Origin of the sequence: Kineococcus sp. TRM81007 (assembly GCF_022669155.1) — a bacterium.
In the GTDB taxonomy this organism is placed as follows: domain Bacteria; phylum Actinomycetota; class Actinomycetes; order Actinomycetales; family Kineococcaceae; genus Kineococcus.
The window spans coordinates 159,971-186,454 of the sequence record NZ_JALBVB010000051.1; the positions used below are offsets into that span (position 1 = coordinate 159,971).

At 76.0% G+C, this 26,484-nt stretch carries 22 protein-coding genes; 7 read left to right on the plus strand and 15 right to left on the minus strand.

The features are described from left to right. Positions 1-101 precede the first annotated feature (101 nt). Complete coding sequence (locus MN205_RS10150; RefSeq protein ID WP_242126839.1) at positions 102-1,043, plus strand: 1,4-dihydroxy-2-naphthoyl-CoA synthase; 942 nt, start codon at positions 102-104, stop codon at positions 1,041-1,043. A gap of 126 nt (positions 1,044-1,169) precedes the next feature. On the opposite strand, the gene MN205_RS21810 is transcribed toward MN205_RS10150, so the two are convergent. After that, positions 1,170-3,533, minus strand: a complete 2,364-nt coding sequence (locus tag MN205_RS21810) for an EAL domain-containing protein (RefSeq protein ID WP_308220262.1) — start codon at positions 3,531-3,533, stop codon at positions 1,170-1,172. A 255-nt stretch (positions 3,534-3,788) separates the two neighbouring features. On the opposite strand from MN205_RS21810, the gene menE reads away from it, so the two are divergent. The 4 genes from menE to MN205_RS10175 all read left to right on the plus strand — a co-directional run bounded on the left by menE (position 3,789) and on the right by MN205_RS10175 (position 7,198). Then, positions 3,789-5,075 carry an o-succinylbenzoate--CoA ligase gene (gene menE, locus MN205_RS10160; protein ID WP_242126841.1) on the plus strand — a complete coding sequence of 429 codons (1,287 nt, stop codon included), beginning with the start codon at positions 3,789-3,791 and terminating at the stop codon, positions 5,073-5,075. Positions 5,076-5,168: 93 nt separating this feature from the next. Further along, entirely contained in the window at positions 5,169-5,432 is a 264-nt protein-coding gene (locus tag MN205_RS10165) for a PLDc N-terminal domain-containing protein (RefSeq protein WP_242126842.1), read from the plus strand. Between the two features lie 550 nt (positions 5,433-5,982). Further along, on the plus strand, positions 5,983-6,879 hold the full coding sequence (locus tag MN205_RS10170; protein WP_374115908.1) for a 1,4-dihydroxy-2-naphthoate polyprenyltransferase: 897 nt from the start codon (positions 5,983-5,985) through the stop codon (positions 6,877-6,879). Positions 6,880-6,904: 25 nt separating this feature from the next. Then, a complete protein-coding gene (locus MN205_RS10175) occupies positions 6,905-7,198 on the plus strand; it encodes a hypothetical protein (protein ID WP_242126847.1) in 294 nt (97 codons plus the stop codon). 21 nt (positions 7,199-7,219) lie between these two features. Here MN205_RS10175 and MN205_RS10180 read toward each other — a convergent pair whose 3' ends face one another. From MN205_RS10180 to MN205_RS10215, 8 genes are all read right to left on the minus strand, one after another. After that, positions 7,220-7,531 (minus strand): DUF4229 domain-containing protein, encoded by a 312-nt coding sequence (locus MN205_RS10180; RefSeq protein ID WP_242126849.1) that lies wholly within the window; start codon positions 7,529-7,531, stop codon positions 7,220-7,222. A 1-nt stretch (position 7,532) separates the two neighbouring features. Continuing rightward, complete coding sequence (ccsB, locus tag MN205_RS10185) at positions 7,533-8,552, minus strand: c-type cytochrome biogenesis protein CcsB (protein WP_242126851.1); 1,020 nt, start codon at positions 8,550-8,552, stop codon at positions 7,533-7,535. Then, positions 8,549-10,372, minus strand: coding sequence for a cytochrome c biogenesis protein ResB (locus MN205_RS10190; protein WP_242126853.1), 1,824 nt, complete (start codon positions 10,370-10,372; stop codon positions 8,549-8,551). The genes ccsB and MN205_RS10190 overlap by 4 nt, the downstream gene beginning before the upstream one ends. 4 nt (positions 10,373-10,376) lie before the next feature. After that, positions 10,377-11,123, minus strand: a complete 747-nt coding sequence (locus MN205_RS10195) for a cytochrome c biogenesis CcdA family protein (protein WP_242126855.1) — start codon at positions 11,121-11,123, stop codon at positions 10,377-10,379. Continuing rightward, entirely contained in the window at positions 11,120-11,761 is a 642-nt protein-coding gene (locus MN205_RS10200; protein ID WP_242126857.1) for a TlpA disulfide reductase family protein, read from the minus strand. Before MN205_RS10200 ends, MN205_RS10195 begins: the two co-directional genes overlap by 4 nt. Next, complete coding sequence (locus MN205_RS10205; RefSeq protein ID WP_374115909.1) at positions 11,758-12,384, minus strand: histidine phosphatase family protein; 627 nt, start codon at positions 12,382-12,384, stop codon at positions 11,758-11,760. The genes MN205_RS10200 and MN205_RS10205 overlap by 4 nt, the downstream gene beginning before the upstream one ends. 107 nt (positions 12,385-12,491) lie before the next feature. Beyond that, a complete protein-coding gene (gene hemL, locus MN205_RS10210) occupies positions 12,492-13,850 on the minus strand; it encodes a glutamate-1-semialdehyde 2,1-aminomutase (protein ID WP_242126862.1) in 1,359 nt (452 codons plus the stop codon). 48 nt (positions 13,851-13,898) lie between these two features. After that, positions 13,899-15,275 carry an EAL domain-containing protein gene (locus MN205_RS10215; RefSeq protein WP_242126864.1) on the minus strand — a complete coding sequence of 459 codons (1,377 nt, stop codon included), beginning with the start codon at positions 15,273-15,275 and terminating at the stop codon, positions 13,899-13,901. A 193-nt stretch (positions 15,276-15,468) separates the two neighbouring features. Here MN205_RS10215 and MN205_RS10220 point away from each other — a divergent pair, with 193 nt between their 5' ends. Continuing rightward, a complete protein-coding gene (locus MN205_RS10220; protein WP_242126865.1) occupies positions 15,469-16,512 on the plus strand; it encodes an NAD(P)-dependent alcohol dehydrogenase in 1,044 nt (347 codons plus the stop codon). Positions 16,513-16,628: 116 nt separating this feature from the next. On the opposite strand, the gene MN205_RS10225 is transcribed toward MN205_RS10220, so the two are convergent. The 3 genes from MN205_RS10225 to MN205_RS10235 form a co-directional block, all read right to left on the minus strand. Further along, the gene (locus MN205_RS10225) at positions 16,629-18,545 is read right to left on the minus strand and encodes a phosphatase PAP2 family protein (RefSeq protein WP_242126868.1); all 1,917 of its coding nucleotides are present in this window, start codon (positions 18,543-18,545) and stop codon (positions 16,629-16,631) included. A 131-nt stretch (positions 18,546-18,676) separates the two neighbouring features. After that, the gene (locus tag MN205_RS10230; protein ID WP_242126870.1) at positions 18,677-19,669 is read right to left on the minus strand and encodes an LLM class flavin-dependent oxidoreductase; all 993 of its coding nucleotides are present in this window, start codon (positions 19,667-19,669) and stop codon (positions 18,677-18,679) included. Between the two features lie 128 nt (positions 19,670-19,797). Further along, a complete protein-coding gene (locus MN205_RS10235) occupies positions 19,798-20,697 on the minus strand; it encodes a serine aminopeptidase domain-containing protein (protein ID WP_242126872.1) in 900 nt (299 codons plus the stop codon). A 204-nt stretch (positions 20,698-20,901) separates the two neighbouring features. Between MN205_RS10235 and MN205_RS10240 the strand changes: the two genes are divergently transcribed. Then, the gene (locus tag MN205_RS10240; protein ID WP_242126874.1) at positions 20,902-21,528 is read left to right on the plus strand and encodes a TetR/AcrR family transcriptional regulator; all 627 of its coding nucleotides are present in this window, start codon (positions 20,902-20,904) and stop codon (positions 21,526-21,528) included. Positions 21,529-21,638: 110 nt separating this feature from the next. Here the strand turns inward: MN205_RS10240 and MN205_RS10245 are convergent, their stop codons facing one another. The 3 genes from MN205_RS10245 to MN205_RS10255 form a co-directional block, all read right to left on the minus strand. Then, positions 21,639-22,817 carry an aldose epimerase family protein gene (locus MN205_RS10245; RefSeq protein WP_242126876.1) on the minus strand — a complete coding sequence of 393 codons (1,179 nt, stop codon included), beginning with the start codon at positions 22,815-22,817 and terminating at the stop codon, positions 21,639-21,641. A 172-nt stretch (positions 22,818-22,989) separates the two neighbouring features. Further along, the gene (locus MN205_RS21815) at positions 22,990-25,083 is read right to left on the minus strand and encodes a glycogen debranching N-terminal domain-containing protein (protein WP_242126878.1); all 2,094 of its coding nucleotides are present in this window, start codon (positions 25,081-25,083) and stop codon (positions 22,990-22,992) included. Continuing rightward, entirely contained in the window at positions 25,080-26,231 is a 1,152-nt protein-coding gene (locus MN205_RS10255; protein WP_242126880.1) for a glycosyltransferase family 4 protein, read from the minus strand. The genes MN205_RS21815 and MN205_RS10255 overlap by 4 nt, the downstream gene beginning before the upstream one ends. Positions 26,232-26,484 lie beyond the last annotated feature (253 nt).

Here is a 26,484-nt window from a genome sequence, read left to right on the forward strand (position 1 = left end):
TCGGGCTCCGCACTACTTCGTTGCGTGATGAAACTTGTACCGGACGTCACCGACACCCCGCTCCGCGCCGCCCGCGACGGCCGCGCCTACCCTCGGGCGGCGTGAGCGCCCTCGACGGAGTCAGCGAGACCTTCGACCCTGCGGCGTGGACGGAGGTGCCCGGCTTCGACGACCTCACCGACGTCACCTACCACCGCTGCGCGCTCCCCGGCCGCGAGCGCGGCACCGTCCGCATCGCGTTCGACCGCCCCGAGGTGCGCAACGCGTTCCGCCCCCGCACCGTCGACGAGCTCGCCCGCACCCTCGACCACGCCCGCCGCACCCCCGACGTCGGCTGCGTCCTGCTCACCGGCAACGGCCCCAGCCCCAAGGACGGCGGGTGGGCGTTCTGCTCCGGCGGCGACCAGCGCATCCGCGGCCGCTCCGGCTACCAGTACGCCGAGGGCGAGACCGCCGAGACCGTCGACGCCACCCGCGCGAAGGCCGAGGGCGGGCGCCTGCACGTGCTGGAGGTGCAGCGGCTCATCCGCTTCATGCCGAAGGTCGTGATCGCCGTCGTGCCCGGCTGGGCAGCCGGCGGCGGGCACAGCCTGCACGTCGTCGCCGACCTCACCCTCGCCAGCGCCGAGCACGCCCGCTTCAAGCAGACCGACGCCGACGTCGGCTCCTTCGACGCCGGCTACGGCTCCGCGTACCTGGCCCGCCAGGTCGGGCAGAAGTTCGCCCGCGAGATCTTCTTCCTCGGCCGCCCCTACACCGCCCAGCAGGCCCACGACATGGGCATGGTCAACGCCGTCGTCCCCCACGCCGACCTGGAGGAGACGGCCCTGCAGTGGGCCGCCGAGATCAACGGCAAATCCCCCACCGCGCAGCGGATGCTGAAGTTCGCGTTCAACGCCGTCGACGACGGCATGGTCGGCCAGCAGGTGTTCGCCGGCGAGGCCACCCGTCTCGCCTACATGACCGACGAGGCCGTCGAGGGGCGCGACGCCTTCCTCGGCAAGCGCGAACCGGACTGGTCGCCGTTCCCCTGGTACTTCTGATCCCCTCGCGTCACCCCGGTCCCGTTCACGGCCGGGCGACGAGGCGGTGCCGCGGCCACGGCACCCCACCCGGCCACGGCGACGGACCCCAGCCCCGGCCCCGGTGACGGCACCCGACCGAAAGGGCTAGGCGATGAGGGGCCGGGCGGCGGGCCGGCTCAGGACCTCGTGCAGCTGCTCCAGCGGCATCGGCCGGCAGTACAGGTGCCCCTGGGCCAGCGGGCACCCCATCTCGCGCAGGATCGCGGCCTGCTCAGGCTCCTCGACGCCCTCGGCGACGATGGACAGCCCGAGGGCCTGCCCCATCTTGACCATGCCCTCCACGAGGGCTCGGGCGGTGGGCTCGGCGCCGATGTCGCGCACGAAGCTGCGGTCGATCTTGAAGGAGGAGAACGGCCGGTGGCGCAGGTAGCCGAGGGAGGAGAACCCGGTGCCGAAGTCGTCGATGGTCAGCAGCGCCCCGGTCTCGGCGAGGTCGCGCAGGACCTCGACGGTGTCGTCGTCGATCATGACGTTCTCGGTCATCTCCAGGTGCAGCCGGCCTCCGCCGGCGGCCGCCTGCCGCACGGCGGCGGCGACCCGGGTGGTGAAGTCGGGGTGGCGCAGCTGCACGGGTGAGACGTTGACCATGAGGTCCAGGCGGCGCCCGGCGTGCAGCCGGATGGTGGCCGCGTCGCGGGCGACGGTGCGCAGCACGGCGTCGCCGATGCCGACGACGGTGCCGGAGCGTTCGGCGAGGCCGATGAACTCGTCCGGGCCGACGAGCGGCTCGACGCCGTCGCCGCGGTCGCGGCGCCAGCGCACGAGGGCCTCCAGGGCGACGACCTCGGACGTGGCGAGGTCCACGATGGGCTGGTAGTGGACGACGAAGGCGTCGGCGGGGGCCTGCTGGAGGTCCTCGATGACCTGCAGCCGCGCGATCTCCTCCTCCAGCAGCTCGGGGCGGAACTCCATCCAGCGGTTCTTGCCGGTGACCTTGGCCCGGTACATGGCGGTGTCGGCGTTGCGCAGGAGGGTGCTGACGTCGTCGCCGGGGCGGGCGCGGGCGCAGCCGATGCTGCCCTGCGTGCGCACGACGTGCCCGCGCATGCGCACCTCGACGCGCAGGGCGGCCAGCACCCGCCGGCACAACCCCTCCACGTCGGGGCAGCGGGGGGCGAGGACGGCGAACTCGTCGCCGCCGAGGCGGGCGACGGTGCTGCCGCCGCGCAGGGTGTCGCGCAGGCGGGCGCCGACGAGGCGCAGCAGCTCGTCGCCGGCGTCGTGGCCGAAGCGGTCGTTGACGCCCTTGAAGCCGTCGAGGTCGAGGTAGAGGACGACGAGCTCGTCGAGGCCGCCGCCCTGGCGGGCGCGCTCGAGCTCGATGGCGAGGCGCTCGGAGAACTGCAGGCGGTTGGGCAGGCCGGTGACGATGTCGCGGCGGGCCAGGCCGTGCATCTCCTCGTTGGCGCCGACGCGGAAGAACGCGGCTTCGCCGACGGACGCGAGGGCTTCGAGGGCCTTCTCGTCGGCGGCGCGCTGGGCGGCGTCGCGGTGCCGGGGGGCGGTGACGTAGAGGACGTGGCCGTCGCCGGCGACGACGGGGACGCCGATCTCGCCCTCGCCGGGCCCGACGGAGCGGACGGCGGCGGCGGGGGTGCCGGCGACCATGCGGGCGTGCTTGGCGAGGGCGCGGGCGAGGTCGGCGCGCCGGCCCTGGGTGTGCAGGGCGGTGGCGGCCTCGAAGAGGGCCTCGGTGCGGCGGGCGACGTCGCGGGTGGTGCGCATGGCTCGGGTGGCGATGAGGGTGACGACCATGGGGACGGCGAGCAGGCCCGCGGCCCACGGGCTGAGCTCCTCCTGGACGAGGCCGCCGAGGTAGCCGACGGCGCCGACGGCGAGGGCGGCGCCGCCGGCGAGCCAGGTGCCGCCGTGGCCGAGCTCGGCGCGCACCCCGGTGCGTTCCTGCAGAGCGACGGAGACCGCGGAGACGAGGAGGTCGACGAGGAAGACGGCGCCGACGGCCGCGGCGACGGCCAGCAGCTCGGGCAGGTCGCCCCGCACGGCGATGGCGCGGCCGCGGCCGCCGGCGCCGAGCAGGTGCAGGACACCGACGGCGACGGGGGCGAACAGCACGCCGATGGAGGCGTTGTACACGCGGCTGACCCAGCTCTTGCGCTGGGAGAGGTTGGTGGGGATCACGCACAGCGCCCAGGCGAGGGTGGCGGTCCAGGGCGGCGCGAAGCACAGGAGGAAGACGAGGACACCCACGTCGAACTGGACCTCGACGCCGGCGTGCCGGGTGTTCACCTGGAAGGGGAAGCGGGTCATCAGCTGCACGAGGGGGAAGCCGATGAGCAGGCACCAGCCGAGGGTGCGCAGGGCGGTGGCGTCGGCACCGCGCACGAAGGCGACGGCGGCGGCCAGCGTGGTGCACAGGGCGGCGAGGGTGACGAGGCCGTCGCAGACGACGCTCGCCACGGGGCGCCGCTCCGGAACCGTGGTGCTCACCGTCATCCCCTCCCCGGGCCGAGCGCGCTCATCCTGACACTCCGGTAACGAGCGGTCACGCTCATGGGGTGATTCGCTGCGCCGTTCGCGTGGTGGAACCGCTGCGCAGGTCGCAGCGACCCCTGGACCTGAGCGGACAGTGATTGTCTCACCACTTTCCGCGCCCCCCCTCTCTCGGTGATCAAGGAAGTCACGACTTCCTCGATCACCGAGGGAGGAGGGGGAGGCTCGGGCGCGGCGGCCTAGGCTCGGCCGGTGACCCCCGCCGCACCACCGGCCCCGCGACCGCCCGCCCGGCTCCTGCGCGCGCTGCCGGTGCCGGCCGGACCGCGCGTCCTGGACCTCCTGCCCGTCCTCTCCGACGCGCTCGCCGGCCGGTCGGACACCGCCTGGCACCCCCACGCCGCCGGTGGCGCCCCCCACCCCGCCCTGCGCACCGGCGAACCCCTCGCCCCCGGCGAGGACGACCCGGACGACCCCACGGCCTTCGCCGTCGCCACCTCCGGCTCCACCGGCACCCCCAAGGGCGCCCTCCTCAGCGCCGGCGCCCTGCGCGCCTCCGCCGACGCCACCGCCGCCCGCCTGACCGGCCCCACCGCCGGCCCCACCGCCAGCACCGGCCGCGAGCAGTGGGTGCTCGCGCTGCCCGCCCACCACGTCGCCGGCCTGCAGGTGCTGCTGCGCTCCGTGCGCGCCGGCACCGAACCCGTCGTCGTGGACACCACCGGCGGTTTCGACCCCGCCGCCTTCACCGCCGCCACCACCGCCTGCACCGCACCCCGGCGGCTGACGTCCCTCGTGCCCACCCAGCTGCTGCGGCTGCTCGACGCCGGCGACGAGGCCACCGCCGCCCTCGCCGCCCACGACGCCGTGCTCGTCGGCGCCGCCGCCACGCCGGCGCCCCTGCTGGCGCGCGCCCGCGCCGCCGGCGTGCGGGTCGTCACCACCTACGGGATGTCCGAGACGTGCGGCGGCTGCGTGTACGACGGGCGCCCCCTGGACGGCGTGCGGGCCGTCGCGCAGGACGACGGCCGCCTCGCGCTCACCGGACCCGTCGTCGCCCGCGGCTACCGCGGCCTGCCCGGCCACCCCGCGTTCCGCACCGCCCCCGACGGCACCCGCACCTTCCGCACCGACGACGCGGCCGAGGTGCGCACCGACGGGCGCGGCACGCTCGTGCGCGTCACCGGCCGCCTGGACGACCTCATCACCACGGGCGGGCTGAAGGTCGCCCCCGCGCTCGTCGAGGAGGCCCTGGCCGCCGCCGCCGGCGTCGCGGAGGCCGTCGTGGTGGGAGCGCCGGACCCCGAGTGGGGTGAGCGGGTCGTCGCCGCCGTGGTGCCGCTGCCCGGTGCCGCCCCCGCACTGGCGGACCTGCGGGCGGTGGTCCGCGAACGCGTGGCCCCGCACGCCGCCCCCCGCCAGCTCCTCCTGCTGGACGCGCTCCCGCTGCGCGGCCCCGGCAAGCCCGACAGGAGCGCGCTGCGCGCGCTGGCGACGCGGGGGCGACCGGACGGCGAACGACCGGCGACGGGCGGCTGACGTCCCCCGGGAACCGCGTCCGCTGCCCGTTCGTCGTCCCCGCGGGTGCCGGTACCGGTCCGGGACCCGGCCGGACCGAGGAGGTGGGTGACGGTGCGCAGCGTCCTTCCGGTGCTCCTGGTGCTGGGGCTGACCGTGTACTGCCTGGTGAGCATCGTGCAGGCCGGCGACGGCGAACTGCGCACCCTGCCCCGGTGGGGCTGGCTGCTGCTGGTGGTGCTGGTGCCGCTGTTCGGCGCCGTGGGGTACCTGGTGGCCGGCCGGCCCACGGCCGCGAGCGCGCCCCGCCCGCGCCCGGGGTACCGGCCCGGGCCCAAGGGCCCCGACGACGACGAGGACTTCCTGCGCGGGCTCTGAACCCGTACCCGGTTCCGTCACCCCGGTCCTGTTCGCGGCCGGGCGACGAGGCGGTGCCGCGTCCGGGCTCTCCGCCCGCGCCGGACCCGGCGCACCACGTCACCCGCACACACCAGGCGCGGGCTCCGGACGCCCGGCCACCCCACCACCTCGCCACCCTCTCCCCTGCGGTTCACGCCCGGTCCGGCACGGCCCCGCGGGCTCGCCCGCCGACGGCTGACGGGAAGAGCCGTCCCACGTACGGGAACGGCGAAGAGACGACCCCGCGGTCAGGCGCCTGTGGAGGGGGCGCGGGGTGACCGGGTGCAGGGCGTCCGGAGCCCGCGCCGAACGCACCCCGAACCGGTGCCGCCCGGTCGACGGCGCGGGCGGAGAGCCCGGCACCCGGTCACCCCGCGTCCCCGGCACCCCACCCGGCCACGGTGACGGGGCCGGACCGGACCGGACCACGGAGCGCGGACCGACCCCTCGGCGGGAACCGCCCGCACGCTTGGCACGATGGACCCTCGTGCCGGACCCTGCCGAACCCACGCCCGACCCCGCCGTGCCGCTGTCGGCCGTCCCGCCGCCCGCCCGCCGCGCCACCGCGGCGCAGTGGGTGTCGGCGGCCCGGCCCCGCACGCTGCCGGCGGCCCTGACCCCGGTGCTCGTGGGCACGGGCGCCGCGGCGGCCCTGGGCGGGCCGGCGTGGGTGCCGGCGGCGCTGGCGCTGGTGGTGGCGCTCGCGCTGCAGGTGGGCGTCAACTACGCCAACGACTACTCCGACGGCGTGCGGGGCACCGACGCCGAGCGGGTCGGCCCGTTCCGCCTGGTGGGTTCCGGGGCCGCGGAGCCGCGCACGGTGCGCGACGCCGCGTTCGCCTGCTTCGCCGTCGCCGGCCTGGCCGGGCTGGCGGTGGTGGCGCTGTCGGAGCACTGGTGGCTGCTGCTGGTGGGTGCGGCGTCGGTCGCGGCGGCCTGGTACTACACGGGCGGGAAGCGCCCCTACGGCTACGCCGGGCTGGGCGAGGTGTTCGTCTTCGTCTTCTTCGGCCTGGTGGCCGTGCTGGGCACCACGTACGTGCAGGTGGACCGGGTGGGGGGCGCGGCGCTGGCCGGGGCGTTCTGCGTGGGCCTCCTGGCGTGCGCGATCCTCGTGGCGAACAACCTGCGCGACGTGCCCACCGACGCCCTGGCGGGCAAGCGCACCCTGGCGGTGCGCCTGGGCGAGCGCCGCAGCCGGCTGCTGTTCGCCGGGCTCGTCGCGGGTGGTCTCGCGGCGGCGCTGGCGTGCGCGCCGTGGCACCCGTGGGTGCTGCTGGTGCTGCTGGCGGTGCCGCTGGCGGTGCGGCCGCTGCGGACGGTGCTGGGCGGCGCGGCGGGACGCGACCTGATCCCCGTGCTGAAGGACACCGGTGTGCTGGAACTGGCCGTCGGGGCGCTGCTGGCGGTCGGCCTCGCGCTGTGAGCGGGCGTCTGCCAGTGTGCGCCGCATGGGTGCTGTGGACGTGCAGGCAGACGGGGAGCACCGCTACGCGGCGACGCTCACGACGGCGGGAGGCACCAGCTCGTCGCACGTGGTGACGTGCGACGCCGGGGTGCTGGAGGAGCTGGGGGCGACGGCCGCGGACGAGCCGGTGCTGGTCCGCCGGGTGCTGGAGGTGCTGGTGCGCTCGGCCGACGAGGCGGAGGCGGCCGGCCGCACCCCGGCGGTGCCGGAGGTGGTGGACCTGCGCGAGCTGGACCGGCAGGTCCCCGACCTGCTGCCGAACCTGCCCCTGCGCTGACCGGCGGGCCGCCGGGCCGCCTCAGCGGCCGTCGTCCTCGGCGGCGTTGTCGTCCTGCACGCCCTTGGCGAAGCGGGACTTCTCGAAGCGGGACGTCGCGCGGGCGGACGTCGCACCGCCCTGCCCGCCCTGCAGCCGCCCCTCGACGCGCTGCTGCAGGCGCGCGGCCATCTCCTCGCGCTGGCGGCGCAGCAGCAGCAGGGACAGCAGCACCGACAGCACGGCGGCGACGGCCAGGGCCAGCCAGCCGCGCGCCCCCAGGGCGCTCATCAGGAGCAGGCACAGCACGAAGATGCCGAGCCGCAGGACCGTGTACTTCAGCGTCGCACCCACGTCACACCCCCGCGTACGAGTGCAGGCCGGGGAAGAAGATGTTCACCACGAGGTAGTTGAACAGCACGCACCCGAAGGCGAGCACGGACAGCCAGGCGGCGCGGCGACCGTCCCAGCCGCGGGTGGCGCGGGCGTGCAGGTAGCAGGCGTAGACGACCCAGATGATGAACGTCCACACCTCCTTGGAGTCCCAGTTCCAGTAGCGGTTCCAGGCCACCTGCGCCCAGACGGCACCGGCGATGAGCGTGAACGTCCACATCACGAACGCCACCGCGTTGAGCCGGAACGCGGTGCGCTCCAGCTCCGCCGAGCCGGGCAGGGCGTCCATGAACGCCCCGCCGGGGTGCCCGCCGCCCGCCCGCACGCGCTCGCGCTTCTCCTGCACGAGCTGCAGGACCGTCGCGGAGAAGCCGAGGGTGGACAGCGCCGTGGCGAGGATCGCCACGAACACGTGGATGACCAGCCAGTAGCTGTCCAGGGCCGGCACGAGCTGGGCGGCCTCCACGTAGAAGCTGCGCAGCGCGATGCCGAGGGTCGCCAGGACCGGGCCGGCGACGAAGGTGCCGAGGTAGCGGGCATCGCGACCGCCACCGAGACCGGCGCGGGAGGCGCGCACGACGGCCACGAGGTAGCCGATCGACACCACGAGGCAGCCGGTGAGGGCGAACTCGAACATGTTGCCCCACGGCACCCGGTGCACCGAGAGGGCGCGGGCGGTCACGGACCCGGCCAGCAGCAGGGTGGACGCCGCGAACAGCGAGGTGCCCACCGCGGCGGCGCGGCGGCGGCGCGGCGGCGGCGCGGGTGCCTCGGTCAGCACCGCCCCCGCCGCGGCGGTGCTCGCCGTCGTGCCGGCGGCGGTGGCCTCGGCGGACCCGCGGCGGCGGGCGTCGCGGGCCTTGATCTCCTTGCCGCCCTCGGCCAGGTCGGCCGCGTAGGCGATGAAGGACCCCAGGTAGGCCGTCATCGCCGAGTACAGCAGCAGGTTGGAGACCTGCGCGACGTTCTCGTCGACGGTCATCGTCCCTCCTCCGCGCGGGACCCCGCCCGCGCCTCGCGCTCGTCGCGATCCTCGTCGCGCTCGTGCTCGTGCCCATCGTCGCCCACCGCGCCGGGTGGCGGCGACGACGCAGCCGGCTCCAGGGGCTCACCCGTCGCCTCGCGCAGCCGCCGCAGCACCCCGTCGACCTCGAAGGCGAGGCCGGCGTCGTTGCCGCGCGCCAGCCCGGCGACCTCCACGGCGCTGCCCGTGCCGTCGCCGGCGGGCCGCACCCGCACCCAGACGCGGCGGCGCGGCAGGAACAGGGAGAGCACCAGGCCGGTGGTGGCCAGCAGGGAGGACACCAGCGCCGCGGTCTGCCCGGGCGTGGAGCGCACGTCGAAGGAGGCGTAGCGCTGCACGCCCTCGAAGCTCACCGTGCCCAGCCCGCCGGGCAGCTCCACGCTGTCCCCGGGGGCGAGGCGGATGAGGAACGGGCGCCCCTGCTCGTCGAGGACCTGGGTGAGGCCGTCGCCCTCCAGCTCGTAGACGTTCTGCGGCACCCCGTCGTCCAGGCCGAGGTCGCCGGTGTAGGCCTGCATGACGAGGAAGGGGTTGGCCAGGTCGGGGAAGCCGGAGACCGGCGCGCCGGTGGCGTCCGTCGTCGCCGAGGGCAGGAACACCCCGGACAGGCCGATCTGCACGGGGTCCCCGCCGGCGTCGACGGCGTCGGGGACCTTCACGACGCCGGTGGAGTCGTAGTTGCCGGTCTGCGGCAGGAACGGCGTGGCCCCGTCCTGCACGACGTTCCCCTGCCCGTCGCGCACGACGATGACGGGGGCGTAGCCGTTGCCGGACAGCGAGATCTGGGTGCCGCCGACCTTCGCGGGGTGGTTGACGCGGATGGTCTCCTCGCGCGGCTGCTCGCCGGGGGCGTCGGTGAGGGTGACGTCGGCGGCGAAGCGGCGCGGCTGGCCGATCTGGGAGGTCTGCTGCGCCTCGAAGGCGACGTCCATGGCGTCCAGCTCCAGCGTGAACGGCGGCACGTCGCCCACGTCGGCGCCGGCACCGCCGGTGAAGCTGTCGAAGGTGGTGCCGACCATCGTGCCGCCCTCGACGACCAGGCGCTGGCCGGAGTAGGAGAACAGCGAGCTGGAGGCGATGGAGACCAGCAGGCCCACCAGGGACAGGTGGAACAGCAGGTTGCCGGTCTCGCGGTGGTGGCCGCGCTCGGCGGCCACGGACCCACCGCCCGGCCCGCCGGCGGCCTCCTCGCGCACCTCGGTGCGGAAGCGGCGCCCGCGCAGCACGGTGCGGGCGGCCGCCAGCACCTCGGCGGGCGGGGCGGCCAGCCCGGCGGCGCGGTGCTCGGGCAGCTTCTCCAGCCGCGCGGGCGTGCGCGGCGGCTTCGCCCGCAGCGAGCGCAGGTGCACGCCCGCGCGCGGCACGACGCAGCCGATGAGGGAGATGAACAGCAGCAGGTAGATCGCCGAGAACCAGACCGACGAGTACACGTCGAAGCCCTGCAGCCGCTCCACCCAGTCCCCGGCGGTGGGGTGGTCGGCCTTCCACTGCGCCACGCCCGCCGGGTCGTTGTCCTGCTGCGGGAACGTGGAGCCGGGCACGGCGGCGACGGCGAGCAGCATGAGCAGGAACAGCGCGGTGCGCATGCTCGTCAGCTGCCGCCAGCAGTAGCGGGCGAACTCCAGCGGCGCCAGCGGCGCGGCCTGCGGGGCGGGGGTGCGGGCCCGGCGGGCGCCGCGCGGGGCGGGCGCCTCGGTGGCCGGCTCCCCGGTGGCCGGCTGCGCGTCGCGGTACTCGTCGCGCAGGTCGTCCAGGTGCGTCTCGTCGGTACGGGCCATGGGGTCAGATCACCGTCTCGAAGTTCCCGATGGGGCCGCGCAGCCAGCCCAGGACGGCGTTGAAGCCGTCGGTGACGAGCAGCAGGCCGACGGCGACGAGCAGCACGCCGCCGAAGACGTTGACGGCGCGGGTGTGCCGGCGCAGCACGCCGAGGGCGCGCACGCCGCGCTCGTAGCCGGCGGCGACCAGGACGAACGGCAGGCCCAGGCCCAGGCAGTAGGCGACGGCGAGGCCGGTGGCGCGACCGGCGGTGCCGCTCTGGAAGCCGAGGGCGGAGATCGCCGCGAAGATCGGGCCGATGCAGGGGGTCCAGCCGAGGCTGAACACGACGCCCAGCAGGGGTGCGCCGAGCAGCCCGGCGCGCGGGCGCCAGCGCACCTTCAGCTCCCGCTGCGCCCACAGCGGCGCGGCGACCACGAGCGCGCCGAGCGCGACGACGAGCACGCCGAGCACCCGCTGCAGCTCGACGCGGTAGCGCACCAGGGCGTCGCCGAGGGCGCCCACGGTGAAGTTCACCAGGACGAACACCACCGAGAACCCGAGCACGAACAGCACCGCCCCGGCCAGCATCCGCCCGCGGCGCTGCTGCGCGGGGTCCTGCCCGCCCAGGCCGGTGACGTAGCCGAGGAACCCCGGCACGAGCGGCAGCACGCACGGCGACAGGAACGAGACCAGCCCGGCGAGCGCCGCCAGCGGCACCGCCAGCAGCAGGGGCCCGGCGGCGACGGCCTGCTGCAGCTCGCCGATCACGCGGGCGCCGCCGTGCCGGTCGCGGCGGGGACCGCCGGCTCGTCGGGTGCGGGTGCCGCGCCGGCGTCGTCGAGCAGGCCGGCGAAGGTGGAGGCGTCCGCGGGCCCGGACACGCGGGCCGCCACGCGGCCCTCGGTGTCGAGCACGATCGTGGTGGGGGTGGCCTGGGGGGCGACGCCGCGCAGCGCGAGCATCGCCTCGCCGGAGTCGGCGTCGAGCACGCTGGGGTAGGTGACGCCGAAGCTGCGGTGGAAGGACTCGGCGATCGCGGCGGTGTCGTAGGTGTTGATCCCCACGAACTGCACGTTGCGGCCGGAGTACTCCTCCCACACCTGCTGCAGGTCGTCGGCCTCCTCGCGGCACGGGCCGCAGGCGGCGAACCAGGTGTTCAGCAGGACGACCTGCCCGCGCAGGTCGGCCAGGTCGATCGTCTCCCCGTCGACCGTCTCGCCGGTGAAGGTGACCGGCTCGCCGCGCTCGGCCGGCGGGGTGGTCGCGACGGTGCCGTCGCCGGAGATCCAGTTCTGCCCCTGCGCCTCGGGCAGGCCGTCGCCACCGCCGCAGCCGGCGAGCAGCGCGGCGGCCAGGAACGCGCCGGCCAGCGCGCGGCGGCGGGGGCGGGCGACCGGGGTGCTCACGCGCCCGGCACGGGGTCGGCGCCCACGAGCAGGTCGGCGCACGGCTCGGTGTAGGTGACGGACACGAGGCGCCGGCCGGCGAACTCCAGCGAGGTGATCGACGCCAGGGCGCACTGCCGCTTGCGGGGGTCGTGCCACAGGGGGCGGTGCTCGGCGCGCAGCCGCGTCACCCACACCGGCAGCTGGTGGCTGACGAGGACGGACTCGCGGCCGGGGAAGGCGTCGCGGGCGTCGCGCACGGTGGCGACCATGCGCTCGGCCTGCACCGCGTACGGCTCGCCCCAGCTGGGGCGCAGCGGGTTCCACAGCCGCGGCCACACCCGCGGGTCGCGCACGGAGCCGGCGCCGGTGGTGACGTGGAACCCCTCGAAGCTGTTGCCGGCCTCGATGATGCGCTCCTCGGTGCCCAGCGGCAGGCCGAGGGCCTCGGCGATGGGGGTGGCCGTCTCCTGGGCGCGCTGCAGCGGGGAGGCGGTCACGGAGGCGACGTCGCGGGTGGAGAAGTGCAGGCCCAGGCGCGCGGCCATCGCCCGCCCGCGCTCGGAGAGCCGGTACCCGGGCAGCCGGCCGTACAGGACGCGCTCGGGGTTGTGGACCTCGCCGTGGCGCACCAGGTGCACCACGGTGCGCGGCGCGCCGGAGGGGGCGTGGTCCTCGGCGCGGGGCTCGGCGCCCGGTGCGGTGCGGGGGCCGGGCTCGACGCCGGAACCGGTGACGGTGGCGGGCACGCTCACAGCGACCCCGCCCCCTCGGCGGCGGCGCGGGCCGCGTGCGGCAGGGCGTCCAGCACCCGGCCGATCGCCTCCTCGTCGTGGGCGGCGGACAGGAACCACGCCTCGAACGCGCTGGGCGGCAGGTGCACGCCGCGCGAGAGCATGGCGTGGAAGAAGGCGCGGAACGCGCCGAGGTCCTGCTGCTTCGCCTCGTCGTAGTCGCGCACCTGCTCGCGCCCGGTGAAGAAGACGCTGAACATGCTGCCGGCGGTGTTCACCACGTGCGGCACGCCGGCGGCGCTCAGGGCCTCGCTCGCGGCCTCGCGCACGGTGCGCGCGTTCCGCTCCACGGCGGCGTACACGTCGTCGGTGCAGCCGCGCAGGGTCGCCAGGCCGGCGGCGGTGGCGACCGGGTTCCCGGACAGGGTGCCCGCCTGGTAGACGGGACCCGCGGGGGCCAGGTGGGCCATGACGTCGGCGCGCCCGCCGAACGCGGCGGCGGGGAAGCCGCCGCCCATGACCTTGCCGAAGGTCAGCAGGTCGGGGGCGTGCTCCGGGCCCAGACCCTCGAAGCCGTACCAGCCGGCGCGGCTGACGCGGAAACCGGTCATCACCTCGTCGGAGACGAGCAGCGCGCCGTGCTCGCGGGTCAGGCGGCGCAGCTCGGCGGTGAAACCGGGCGCGGGCGGCACCACGCCCATGTTCCCGGCGGCGGCCTCGGTGATGACGCACGCGATGCGCTCGCCGTGCTGCGCGAAGACGTCCGCGAGGGCCTGCGGGTCGTTGTAGGGCACGACGAGCGTGTCGGCGGCCGAGGCGCCGGTCACCCCGGGGGTGTCCGGCAGCGCGAACGTCGCCAGGCCGGAGCCGGCGGAGGCCAGCAGCGCGTCGACGTGGCCGTGGTAGTGGCCGGCGAACTTCACCACGACGGGGCGGCCGGTGAAGCCGCGCGCCAGCCGGATCGCGCTCATCGTGGCCTCGGTGCCGGAGCTGACCAGGCGCACCTGCTCCACGGGCTCGACGCGGGCGACGATCTCCTCGGCGAGCTCCACCTCCCGCTCGGTGGGGGTGCCGAAGCTGAAGCCCTGCTCGGCGGCGGCGCGCACGGCGGCCAGGACGTCCGGGTGGGCGTGCCCGAGGATCATCGGGCCCCAGGAGCAGATGAGGTCCACGAGCTCGGTGCCGTCGGCGTCGCGCAGGTAAGGCCCGCGCGCGGAGGCCGTGAAGCGGGGGGTGCCGCCGACGGCGCGGAAGGCCCGCACGGGCGAGTTCACCCCGCCGGGGATCACGGCGCTCGCCCGCTCGAACAGGGCGGCGGAGGCCGGGGCGTCGGAGGTGCGGTCGGGGGTCGCCGGGGCGGGCGTCGACGCGGTCACGGGCTCCAGTGTCGCAAGCTCCCGGGGGTGCGAGCGCCGCAGGGGTGTCTACGACGCCGCGTCGTGAGGAAGTTCACGGACGGCGCCCGGCGCCTGGCGCGGGACCGCCACCGCGGGGCGGCGCAGCGCCCCCACGGGCACCGGCCAGGTGGCGCCCAGGTCGCAGGCGGTCGCCTCGCGCGGCGGGGCCAGCAGGTAGCCCTGCGCGTAGCGGGCGCCCAGGGCCGCGACGTGCGCCAGCTGCCCGGCGTGCTCCACGCCCTCGACGACGACCTCGCAGCCGAGGTCGTGGGCCAGGGCGACGGACGCGGCGGTGATGGTGCCGCTGCGCACCGAGTCGCCCAGGGACGCGGTGAAGCAGCGGTCCACCTTCAGCTCGTCGACGGGGAAGTCGCGCAGGTAGGCGAGCGAGGAGTAGCCGGTGCCGAAGTCGTCCAGGGCCAGGCGCACCCCGCCGTCCCGCAGCCGCCGCAGCGCCGGCTGCACGTCGGTGCCGTGCACGAGGGCGGTCTCGGTCAGCTCCAGCGTGAGGGCGTGCGCGGGCAGGCCGGCGCCGTCGAGGGCGTCCAGGACGGCGTCCACGACCCCGGGGTCGGCGAGCTGGCGGCCGGAGACGTTCACCGCCAGGCGCAGCGCGGCGGCGGCCGGGTCCTGCGCGCGCCAGGCCGCGACCTGCCGGCACGCCTCGGCGAGGACGTACCGGCCCAGGGCGACGACGAGCCCGCTGGCCTCCGCCACGGGCACGAAGCGCCCCGGCGGCAGCAGGCCCAGCTCGGGGTGCTGCCAGCGCACCAGCGCCTCCACGGCCGCGACCCGGCCGGTGCGCAGGTCCACGACCGGCTGGTAGTGCACGCGCAGCTCGCCGTCGTCGACGGCGCGGCGCAGCCGCAGGCTCTCGGTGAGGACGTCGCGGCCGGCCAGGCCGGCGCCCGCGTCGCGCCGGTGCAGCTCCAGCAGGCCGGCGGCGGCGCGCGCGAGCCGCTCCAGCAGCGCCACGTCCTCGCCGGTGAAGTCGCGGGGGCGCACGTCCACCACGCACAGGGTGCCCAGCGGCAGCCCGTCGCGGCCGAACACCGGCACCCCGGCGTAGGCGCGCACGCGGTGCTCGCCGGTGACGAGGGGGTGGTCGGCGAAACGGGGGTCGGCGGTGGCGTCGCCGGCCACGACGGGCATCCCGCCGGACACGGTGTGCGTGCACAGCGACAGGTGCCGCGGCAGGGCCACCACGGGGATGCCCGCGCGCGCCAGGTGGCTCTGCTCGTCGGCGTCCATGAGCGACAGGCCGGCCATCGGCGCGTCCAGCGCGCGCGCGGCGGCGTCCACCAGCGCCTGCAGCCCGGGGTCGCCCACGGCCGAGGCCCAGCGGTAGCTCGCCACCGAGGCGAGGCGGTCGCTCTCGTGGGGGTGGGGCGGGGCAGTGGGCACGGAGGGGTGATCGGGTCGTGCGGCACCGCTCTCCAGCGCCGGGGGCGCCTTTCACCCGGCCGGGCCCGTCGCCGGGCGCGGAGCGTGAGCACCCCGAGGTCCGGGACCTCCGGCCCGCGTCACCGGGCCCCGGACCGGGTAGTCCAGGGGGTGGGAGCCGGGAGGGTCCCGGACCCCACCAGGGAGGTACGACGTGCGAGCGCTGCAGTACCGCGAGATCGGCCGGGCCCCGGAGGTCGTGGAGGTCCCCACCCCCGAACCGGGGCCGGGGCAGGTCCTGCTGGAGGTGACGGCTGCCGGGGTGTGCCACTCGGACGCCTTCGTCATGGGGCTGCCCGCCGAGGAGTACACCTACGGGCTGCCGCTGACCCTGGGGCACGAGGGTGCCGGGAAGGTCGCGGCCGTCGGTGCCGGTGTGGAGGGGCTGGAGATCGGCACGAACGTCCTCGTGTACGGGCCGTGGGGGTGCGGCACCTGCCACACGTGCGTGCAGGGCAAGGAGAACTACTGCCCGCGGGCGGCGGAGCTGGGCATCGTCCCGCCGGGCCTGGGGGCTCCCGGCGCGATCGCCGAGCACCTGCTGGTGGACTCCCCGCGCCACCTGGTGCCCATCGGGGACCTGGACCCGGTGAAGACCGTGCCGCTGACCGACGCCGGGCTCACCCCGTACCACGCGATCAAGCGGTCCCTGCCGAAGCTGGTGCCGGGCTCGACGGCCGTGGTCATCGGCGCCGGCGGTCTCGGGCACGTCGGCATCCAGCTGCTCAAGCACCTCTCCCCCGCCCGCGTCGTCGCGCTGGACGTCAGCGAGCAGAAGCTCCAGCTGGCCCGCTCGGTCGGTGCCGACGAGGTGCTGACCTCGGACGCCTCCGCGGCCCGGGCGGTGCGGGAGCTGACCGGTGGGCGCGGGGCGGAGGTGGTGCTGGACTTCGTCGGCGCCCAGCCCACGATCGACACGGCGATCGCGGCGGCGGCCGTGGAGGGTGACGTGACGATCGTCGGCATCGGCGGGGGCGCGGCGAGCGTCGGGTTCTTCCGCACGCCGTTCGCCACCGCCGTCAGCGTCCCGTACTGGGGGTCGGTGCCGGAGCTGCACGAGCTGGTGGCGCTGGCGCACCGCGGGGTGCTGGACGTGCACACGCAGGAGTTCTCCCTCAGCGACGCCCCGAAGGCGTACGAGGCGCTGCACGAGGGCACCCTCGACGGCCGCGCGGTCATCGTCCCCTCCCTCGGCTGACCCGCCCCTCCCCCACCCCGTCCTCCCGCGGTGGTCCTGCACGGTCGAGCGCTCACGCTCGCGAGATCACCGCGGGGGTGGCGGGGTGGGGTGGGGTGGAGCGGGGGGCAGCCGGGTCAGGCGGTGGCGAGCAGGCGCACGGAGACGCCGTCGCGGGTGGGGACCAGCTCGGCGCGGCCGCCGCCGGCGACCTCGACCGCCGCGGAGCCGCCCCGCACGCGGCGGGCGCGCAGCACCGGGCGCTCCTCGCCGACGGGCCAGCCGCCGGCGGCCGCGGGGTCGACCCGCAGCACGGCGCCGTCGTCCAGGGCGGCGGTGCCGCGCACCCGCAGCGGTGCGTCGCCGCCCGCGGCGGGGGCCACCTCCAGGGCGGCACCGGCCGCCTGCGAGAAGTCGCCGCGCACCTGAGCGGCGCAGCCGGCGGCGACCCGCAGCGCGCCCGCGGCGACGGTGACGTCCCCGCGGCCCAGCGCGCTGGGCGAGGCCGCGACGAGGATGCCGCCGGCCACGCGGGTGCCGCCGGTGAAGGAGTTGTCCCCGCTGAGGGTCAGTTCCCCGGAACCGCGCTTGACGAGATCGCCGCGGCCGGTGACGTCGTTGCGCCACGCGTCGGCCGCGGAGAAACCGCCCGCGGCGGCGTCCATGTCGACGGCCACGGTGGTGTCGAAGCGGCCGTAGCCGTCGGCGGCGGTGAACAGGTCCAGCCGTCCCCACAGCTCCGGGCCGTCCAGCACCGGGTACCCGGCGGGCAGGGCGGTGGTGCGCAGGACCTCCCGGCGCTGGGCGGCGCTCAGGTACGGCAGGCGGGTCTCCAGCAGCACCTCGGCACCGTGCGGCACCACCATCGGGGTGCGCGGGCCGGTGCGCTGGAAGCCGTAGGTGAGGTAGCGCTGCACGAGCTCGCGGTTCGCGTCGCGGTCGCCCCACGGGTCCTGCTCGCCCCCGGACCGGGCGAACGCGACGAGACCGGTCGCGTCGGTGCCGGTGCGCTCCTGGAACCAGGCCGCCGCCTGGTCGCGGGCGGCCTGCTTCAGCACGGCGTTGGCGGGGTCGTGCAGCGCCGCCGCGGCCAGCGCGGTGGCCAGGACCCGGCCGCCCACGACGTCCAGCGGGGAGTGCATCCCGGTGACGATGCGGCTGTCGGACAGCTCGAACGCGCAGGCGATCAGCTCCTGGAACCGCTCGGGCACCGCGTGGGCCAGGGCGAGGGCGGCCAGGTGGAAGGCGTTGGTGTGGCCGCTGGGGAACCCGCCGTCCTCGGCCGGGTCGTCGCCGCGCTGGCGCAGCAGCTGCGGGGCGACCACGACGTCGGAGGCGTACACGGGGAAGCCGAACTCGTCGACCTCCCCGGTCGGGGCGACCTCGCTGTCGGCGTCCAGGCGCCACGGCCGCGGGTACTGGTAGGCGTTCTTGCTGGGGTTGCTGGAGGCGTGCGGACCGCGCACCGCGTTCACGAGCTGCGCGACGAACCCCAGTTCCGAGGTCTCCGAACCGGCGCCGAGGGCCGAGCCGGCGGGCGCGTCGGCGGGCAGCTCGTCGCTGACCTTCTCCGGCGGGGTGCCGTCGGGGCCCTCGGTGATGCCGGTGACGGCCTGCGCGCCCTCGCGGTACAGCTCCGCGAGGGGGCCGAGGCCGGCGGTGGCGGCGTAGCTCTGGTGCTGGCGGTCGCGGACGAACGCGACCTTCGCCTCCTCGTCGGTGCGCGCGTGCGTGACGTCGACGACGTGCTGCACGTTGGCGCGCAGCACGTCGCGGTCCAGGACGCGGCCGGTGTCCCACGTCGGGCCGGTCTCCCACAGGTCGTCGAAACCGGACAGGATCCGCACCGCGGCGTTCGTCCACTGCGTGGTGTTCTCCGCGACGTTCGTCGTGTAGTGCTCGACGAACGGCAGCAGCGCACCGGTGGGTGCGGTCCCCGCGAACGCCGGCTGCACCCGGCCCAGGGGCAGCACGGTCGCGGCGGAACCGGCCAGGGCCAGGGTCAGCACGTTGCGGCGGCTGAGGGGACGGGGAGCTGCGGGACCTGCGGGCACGGGCTGCCTCCGGGGCGCGTGGGAGCGCCGGCGGTCGTCCGCCGGCGGGAGCGCAGCCTGCTGCGACCAGGTTCCCGCAGGGCGAACCCCGGGTGGCCGGTGGGCGAACGGTTCGCCCCCGGCCGGCGGGCTCAGGCGGCCGGGGTGAGCTCCACGGCCTCGGCGAGCAGTTCCACGGAACGCAGCCGCTCCTCGGTGTCGCGGGCCTGGTGGGCGACGATGAGCTCGTCGGCGTCGGCACGGCGACGGAACTCCTCGACCTGCTCGCGCACCTGCGCGGGGGTCCCCACCGCCGAGCAGGACAGCATCTGCTGCACGTGCATCCCGGCGGCGGAGGACATCAGCGCGTCGACCTCCGCCTCGGTGAACGTGCGCCCGCGCCCGAACAGCGACTGCGCGAACGTGCGGCGCACGTGCTCGAACGTCTCCTGCGCGCGCTCGGTGGTGTCGGCGGCCACGACGTTCACCCCGGCGATGACGTGCGGGGCGTCCAGGTCCTCCGAGGGGCGGAACTCGCGCCGGTAGGTGGCCACCGCGGCCTCGAGCGCCTGCGGGGCGAAGTGGGAGGCGAACGCGTACGGCAGGCCGAGGGCGGCGGCGAGCTTCGCGCCGAACAGCGAGGAACCCAGGATGAACAGCGGGACGCGGGAACCGGCGCCCGGGACGGCCTGCACGCCGGGGACGCGGGACTCGCCGGCGAGGTACGCGCGCAGCTCTTGCACGTCCTGCGGGAAGCTCTCGGCGGAGGACGGGTCGCGGCGCAGCGCGTACGTGGTGCGCTCGTCCGAGCCGGGGGCGCGGCCGAGGCCGAGGTCGATGCGGCCGGGGTGCACCGCGTCCAGCGTGCCGAACTGCTCGGCGATGGTCAGCGGGGAGTGGTTCGGGAGCATGACGCCGCCGGCACCGAGGCGGATGGTGCTGGTGTGCGCGGCGACGTGGGCGATGAGCACCGCCGGCGCGGACGAGGCGATCGTCGGCATGCTGTGGTGCTCGGCGTACCAGACGCGCCGGTACCCGTACCGCTCAGCCTGCTGGGCCAGGGCGACGCTGCCCGCGATGCTGTCACCGGCCGACCGCCCGGGAGCGATGTGGGCCAGGTCGAGGACGGACAGCGGCACGGACATGGGGGACGACCTCTCACGCGACAGCACGACGTGCGGCCCGCCCCGGTGCGGGGCGGGCGCTCGCCGTGGTGAACCCCCGGCGCGGGCGGGGCATTCCCTCACCCGCGCCGGGGTGGTCGCGGGGTGCGTCAGTCGCAGTTGGTGCTGCGGTACTCGCTGATCGCCAGGCTGACGGTGGGCGCCGGGCACAGGAACTGCGTGTAGCGGGTGTCGTCGTCCACGTAGCGCTTGAGCCAGCTGATGCTGTACTTCGCGATCGTGGTGTCGGAGGTGTTCGGTGCGAAGTGGCTGGCGCCGCGCAGCTCCAGGTACGCCTTGTCGGTGCTGGACGGGATGCTGTCGTAGAACGGCTCGGAGTGGGAGCGGACGGGGGCGACGGTGTCGTCCTCGGCACCGATGATCAGGGTGGGGGTGCTCACCTCGTACCACGTCTTGTCGGTGTTCCACGGCGTCAGCGGGATCGCCGCCTTGATGGCGGGGTCGTCCGCGATCGCCTCCAGACTGCCGCCGCCGCCCATGGAGTGCCCCATGACGGCCAGGCGGTCGGCGTCGACGCGGGAGCGCACGCTGCTGCTGTCCGTCAGGTAGTCCAGCGCGGCCTGGATCTGGTCGCCGCGCGAGGAGGGCTGGTCGTAGCGGGAGTTCGTGTCGATGGTGAACACCACGAAACCCTGCGAGGCCAGGCGGGGGCCGTACCAGGCCATGCTGGACCGGGTCGCCGTGTACCCGGGCGCGACGACCACGCCGCCGAACGTGCCGGCGCTCGTGGTGGTCGGGTAGTAGATCGTGCCGCCGCCGAAACCGCGCACGCTGTAGCTGGAGACGCGGGTCTGCGAGACGGCGAAGGAGCCGCGCGAGGCCTCGACGCTGGAGGTCGTGGGCGCGGGGCCGCGCTCGTAGGGGTTGTCGGCGGCCTGCGCGGGCGCCACGCCCGCCAGGAACGGCAGGGCGACGGCGGTGGCGGCCAGGGAGGCGCGGAACCCGCGCACGGACCGGCGCCGGGACGGGGACGTGAGGGTGCTCGGCATCGCAGTGCTCTCCTGAGGGCGTGCGTCGGGGCGGGACGCCGGCGGGTCGGGACGGCCGCGCGGTGACCCGCGCGTCCTCGCGCCGTGCACCGCACCGGGCTCCTGACCCCCTGGCGAGGCACAAGCTAGCCATAGCCTGACCACTCGGTCAAGCAATCCGGGGAGAGGCGTCCCGGGCCCCTCGCTCACGGCTACCCTCGCGGCGTGGCGGGAACGCAGGACGAAGGACCGGAACGCGTCGACGGGCGGCGCCTGCGCTACCAGCACCGTCGCGAGGAGCTCCTGCAGGCCGCCACCGAGCACGTCCTGCAGCACGGCCTGGACCGGTTGTCGCTGCGCCGCGTCGCCGAGAGCGCCGGCGTCGGCCACGCCGCGCTCCTGCACCACTTCGGCACCCGCGAGCGCCTCGTCGCCGAGATCGTCGAACGGGTCCTGGACCGCGCCTTCACCGCCCCGGAGCTGCTGGACGGCGCACCGGCGGGCGAGCCCGAGGGCGGTCCCCTGCGGGCGCTGTGGCGGCACGCGACCACCGGGCGCGGCGAGCAGTACGTGCGGCTGTTCCTGGCGATCACCGGGGACGCGCTGCACGACGAGGCGCTCGCCGGCGCGGTGCGCCGCTCGGTGCGGGAGCGCACCGGGATGCTCGAGGCCGGGCTGGTGCGCGAGGGCTGCCCGCCGCAGGAGGCCGGCGCGCTGGCCACGCTGGTCCTGGGGGCCATGCGCGGGCTCGTCCTGGACCGGTTCGTCACCGGTGACGCCGCACGGGTGGACGCGGCCTTCGAGGAGTTCGTGCGCGGCGTGGAGCTGCGGCTGGCGCGCAGCTCCCCCTGAGCCTCGTCCCCGAGCGCGCAGGGACGGCCCGCCGTGCGACCGCTCTGTCGCCGGGGAGCCGTCGAGGGCCTCCGCGGCGGCCGGAGGGCGGCCGCCGCGGAGGGGCGGGGTCAGCGCGAGAGCGCGAACACCGTCGTGCTGCGGTACTCCTCACCGGGGCGCAGCACCGTGGAGGGGAACGTCGGCTGGTTCGGCGAGTCGGGGAAGTGCTGCGTCTCCAGCGCCAGCCCGTCGCCCTGCCGGTACACCGAACCCGACGTGCCCACCAGGGTGCCGTCGAGGAAGTTGCCGGAGTAGAACTGCAGGCCCGGCTCGGTCGTGGAGATCGTCAGGGTGCGGCCGCTCGCCGGGTCGTGCAGGGTCGCCGCCTCCTCCAGCTCGTCGGCGGTGGCGCGGTCCAGCACCCAGTTGTGGTCGTAGCCCTGCCCGAACAGGATCTGCTGGAACGGCTGGCGGATGCGCGCACCCACGGCGGTGGGGTCGCGGAAGTCCATCGGGGTCCCCGCCACGGGGGCGATCTCACCGGTGGGGATCAGGGTGGCGTCCACGGGCGTGTAGGCGTCGGCGTGGATCGTCAGCTCGTGGTCGTAGATCGTCCCGGTGCCCTCGCCCCGGAGGTTCCAGTACGTGTGGTTCGTCAGGTTCACGACGGTGGCGGCGTCGGTGGTGGCGGAGTAGTCCACCGTGAGCTGCGCGAAGCGGTCCAGGGTGTAGGTGACCTCGGCGGTGAGCGTGCCGGGGTAGCCCTGGTCGCCGTCGGGGCTGACGAGGGTCAGCCGCAGGCCCACGACCTGGTCGCCGGGCAGCGCCTCCGCGTCCCACACCCGCTTGTCGAACGAGTCGTCGCCGCCGTGCAGGGAGTTCGGGCCGTTGTTCAGCGGGAGCTGGTGCTCGACGCCGTCGAGGGTGAACCTCCCGCCGGCGATGCGGTTGCCGTAGCGGCCGATGAGCGCACCGAAGTACGGGCCGGGGTTGTTCCCCGCCAGGTAGCCCTCGAGGTCGTCGAACCCGAGGACGACGTTCTCGACGTTCCCCCGCTCGTCGGGGAACTCCAGGCTCTGGACGATCCCGCCGTAGGTGAGGACCCGCACGGTCACCTCGCCGTTGACGAGGGTGTACCGCTCGACGGCGGTGCCGTCGGGCAGGTTCCCCCACGCCTCGGTGGAGATGCCGGGGCGCCGGAGGGGGGCAGCAGCCGCGCCGGTGGCACCGGCCGCGGTGCTCGCCAGCGCCCCGGCCGCGGTGGCGGCCAGCACGACGCTGCGTCGGGTGAAGGTGGGAGAAGGCATCTGGTCCCCTGTCTGAGCTTCCTCGCTCGGGCAGCGGCGGAGCCGCTGCGGTGGCGCTCGGGAAACTAGGGGGCCCTCTGCAACGTTGTCAACGCACACCGTGACCGGGCCGTGGCGAGGCGCCGGCCGGCGCGCCGGTGCGGTCCGGGCCGGACCGCACCGGCGCACGGGTTCACCCGGCGCTGGCCGCCGGTTCCCGCGCGGGCCGCAGCCCGTCGCCGTCCACGTCCACGCGTTCCTCGCCCGCCGTCAGGCCCGACACCCGCACCCGGCCCCACGACGCCGGCAGCACCGGGTCGCTCTCGACCCGGCCGTGCGGGGCGCACACCCGCAACCGCAGCAGCGCCGTCAGCAGGCCGATCGGGGTCGCCGCCGCCCACGCCTGCGGCGAGCAGGACGTCGGGTACGGCACCGGGACCGGCGACTCGGCGCGGTCGAAACCGCAGAACAGCTCCGGCAGGCGACCGCCCGTGGAGGCGCTCGCCGCGAGCAGCCCGGTCGCGACCCGCTGCGCCGCCTCCACGTGCCCGTAGCGGACCAGGCCCGCCACGGCCAGGGCGTTGTCGTGCGGCCACACCGAGCCGTTGTGGTAGCTGACCGGGTTGTAGCGCGCCTCCGTCGACGCGAGGGTCCGGATCCCCCAGCCGCTGAACATCGCCGGGGACAGCAGGTGCTGCGCGACCTGCGCGGCCCTGTCGGGGTCCGGCAGGCCCGCCCACAGGCAGTGGCCCTGGTTCGAGGCCAGCGCGTCCACCTGCTCCTTGCGGCCGTCCAGCGCCAGGGCGTAGCACCCCCGCCCGGGCATCCAGAACGCCTCGTCGACGGCGCGGCGGAACCGTTCCGCCTTCTCCTCCCAGCCGCGCGCGCCGGCCTCGTCGCCCACCAGGGACGCCAGGTGCGCGCGGGCGGTGAGGGCCGCGTACACGTACGCCTGGACCTCCACGAGGGCGATCGGCCCCTCGGCGAGCCGGCCGTCGGAGAAGGAGATCGAGTCGGAGGAGTCCTTCCAGCCCTGGTTCAGCAGACCCCGGTCCGTCTTGCGCCGGTACTCCACGAAACCGTCGCCGTCCAGGTCGCCGTACCGCTCGACCCACTCCAGCGCCCGGTCCGCCGCCGGCAGCAACGCCCGCACCTCCTCCAGCGGCGCCCCCCAGCGAGCCGCCTCGTCGAGGACCACGACGAACAGCGGGGTGGCGTCGACGCTGCCGTAGTACACGCTGCTGCCGCCCAGCGCCCGATCGGCGTCCACCCCGAGCCGCACCTCGTGCAGGATCCGCCCGGGTTCCTCCTCGCTCATCGGGTCGACGCGCCGGCCCTGGTGGTCGGCGAGGGTCTGCAGGGTCCCCAGCGCCAGGCCGGGGTCGAACGGCAGCGCCAGCCAGCTCGTCAGCAGCGAGTCGCGACCGAACAGCGCCATGAACCACGGCGCCCCAGCCGCCACCACGTCGGCGCCCGGCCGGCGCGGGTCGGCGATCCGCAGCGCCCCCAGGTCCAGCACGCTGCGCCGCAGCGCCTGCGCCAGCACCGGGTCCTCGCACTCCACGTCCGGGCTGGCGCGGCGCCGGTCCCGCATGCGCCGCGCGGGGGCGGCGGCCTCCACCGGCCGGTCCAGCGGGAACGACGTGCCGACCTCCCCCTCCTCGGTGGAGGGCAGCACCTCCACCGTGGTGGACCACTCCCCGTGCGCGGGGACGACCACGCGCCACACGAGGGCGCCGGGCAGCGCGGTGGCGCCCTGCCCGTGCACGCGCACGCCGCGCCGGCGGCTGCCGCGCGCCACCCCCAGCACCAGGTCCTCGCCCTGACCGCTGCGCTGCACGGGCGCGCGGCGGGCCACCCGGCCCTCCTTGACGTCGAAGAGGTCCGCGAAGTCGGCCTCCACCGACAGGTGCAGGGTGATGCCGGCCGGTTCGGTGCCGTGGTTGCGCACCACGACGTCCTCGCGCAGCCCGTCGGCGGCCATGCGGCGCCGCTGCACGACGAGCGTGGCGTCGGCCTGGCCCGGCCGCGGCGCGGCGCGCGTGGTGAACACCGCGGAGAACGGCTCGGGCACGGCCACGCTCAGCGGCTGCAGCGGTTCGTCGTCCAGCAGCAGCTGCCAGCCGGACACGACGCGGGTGTCCTGGAAGAACACCCCGTGCGGGCGGTCCGGGCGCATGTCGCCGGTGCTGTCGCTCACGCAGAACGAAGCGCCCTCGACGAGGGTCACGTCACCGCCGGGCGAGGCCGGGGGGAGGTCCTGCGGGGTTCCCGTCGAACCGTTCACGCCGACACCCCCCGCTCCCGCAGCCGGCGCAGCGACGCGCGCGGGGCGGTCAGGGCCCGCACGCTGCGCTGCCCCTCGACGATCGAGCGGAACAGCCGCTCGTACCCGGCCGCCATCACCGGCAGGTCGAAGTTCCGCTCCGCGTGCCGGCGGCAGGCGGCCGGGTCCAGGTCGGCGGCCAGCGACAGGGCGGCGGGGAAGTCGGCGGGGTCGCGCACCACCAGCCCGCTGCGGCCGTGGTCGACGACCTCCGGGACGCTGCCGCGCGGCAACGCCACGACCGGTGTGCCGCAGGCCATCGCCTCGATCATCACCATGCCGAAGGGTTCCTCCCACTGGATCGGGAACGCCAGCGCACGGGCGCTCGCGAGCAGTTCCCGCTTCAGGGCCGCGTCGGCCTCGCCGACGTACTCCGCGTCGCGGCCCAGCCGCGGGCGGACCTCCCGCTCGAAGAACTCCCGCTCGGCCGGCTCGCTGCGCTTGCCCGCCAGCACGATGCGCAGGCCTGCGGCGCGCGCGGCGTCGATCGCCAGGTGGGGACCCTTGTCGGGGCTGAACCTGCCCAGCCACAGGACGTGGTCGTCCTTGTCGGCCCGGAACGGGAAGCTCGACACGTCGATCGCGTTGTGCACGCGCCCCACCCAGTTGATGCCGGGGTTCAGGCGACGCTGCGCGTCGGAGATGGCGACGACGTCGACGCTGTCGCCCAGGGCGGCGAAGTACTCGCCCTGCTCGCCGTCGACGGGACCGTGCATCGTCACGACGGTGGGCACGCGGCGCCCGCGCGCCAGCAGCGGCCCGGCGAGGCTGTGGTCGTGCACGACGTCCACGTCCAGGTCGGCCAGGGCGGCACCGGCGGCGGCGGCGTGGATCACCTCCGGCGCCGGGGTCCCCAGGCGCTCGGACGGGGGTTCGTCGAACACCCGCACGAAGCGGGCGGCGCGGGTGCGGTGGTGGCCGGAACCCACGAGCGTCACCTCGTGCCCGCGCTCCGCGAGGGAGTCGACGAGATCGGCGACGACGGACTCGATGCCGCCGTACCCGCGCGGCGGCAGCTCGAACCAGGGCGGGGCGACCACCGCGATGCGCAGGGTGTCGCGCGGTGCACGGGCGGGACGCGGGATCGGCGGAGCGTCGGAGACGGTCACGTTGTCCTCCAGCGACGGGCTCGGGGCAGCACGCGGCTGCCCGGGTGGGTCGCTGACGGCACCGCAGGGTGCGGCGCCGCAGCTCGGGGCTGCCGCGCCACGCCGCGCGGCGGGGAGGGTCGCGCACCGGTGCGGCGCCCTGGTGGGCGGCGCACCGCGCTGCCCCATCTATTAGCACTCCGGGGCGCCGAGTGCCAAGAGGTGCGCCGCGGGAACGACGACGCCGCGCGTCCCCCGTGGGGACGCGCGGCGT

What these genes read in the sequence shown, in the direction of transcription:
- MN205_RS10175 (WP_242126847.1), top strand. Translation starts at nt 6,905, where the DNA reads ATGGGTGCTGTGGACGTGCAGGCAGACGGGGAGCACCGCTACGCGGCG.
- ccsB (WP_242126851.1), bottom strand. Translation starts at nt 8,552, where the DNA reads ATGACCGTCGACGAGAACGTCGCGCAGGTCTCCAACCTGCTGCTGTAC.
- MN205_RS10190 (WP_242126853.1), bottom strand. Translation starts at nt 10,372, where the DNA reads ATGGCCCGTACCGACGAGACGCACCTGGACGACCTGCGCGACGAGTAC.
- MN205_RS10230 (WP_242126870.1), bottom strand. Translation starts at nt 19,669, where the DNA reads ATGTCCGTGCCGCTGTCCGTCCTCGACCTGGCCCACATCGCTCCCGGG.
- MN205_RS10235 (WP_242126872.1), bottom strand. Translation starts at nt 20,697, where the DNA reads ATGCCGAGCACCCTCACGTCCCCGTCCCGGCGCCGGTCCGTGCGCGGG.
- MN205_RS10245 (WP_242126876.1), bottom strand. Translation starts at nt 22,817, where the DNA reads ATGCCTTCTCCCACCTTCACCCGACGCAGCGTCGTGCTGGCCGCCACC.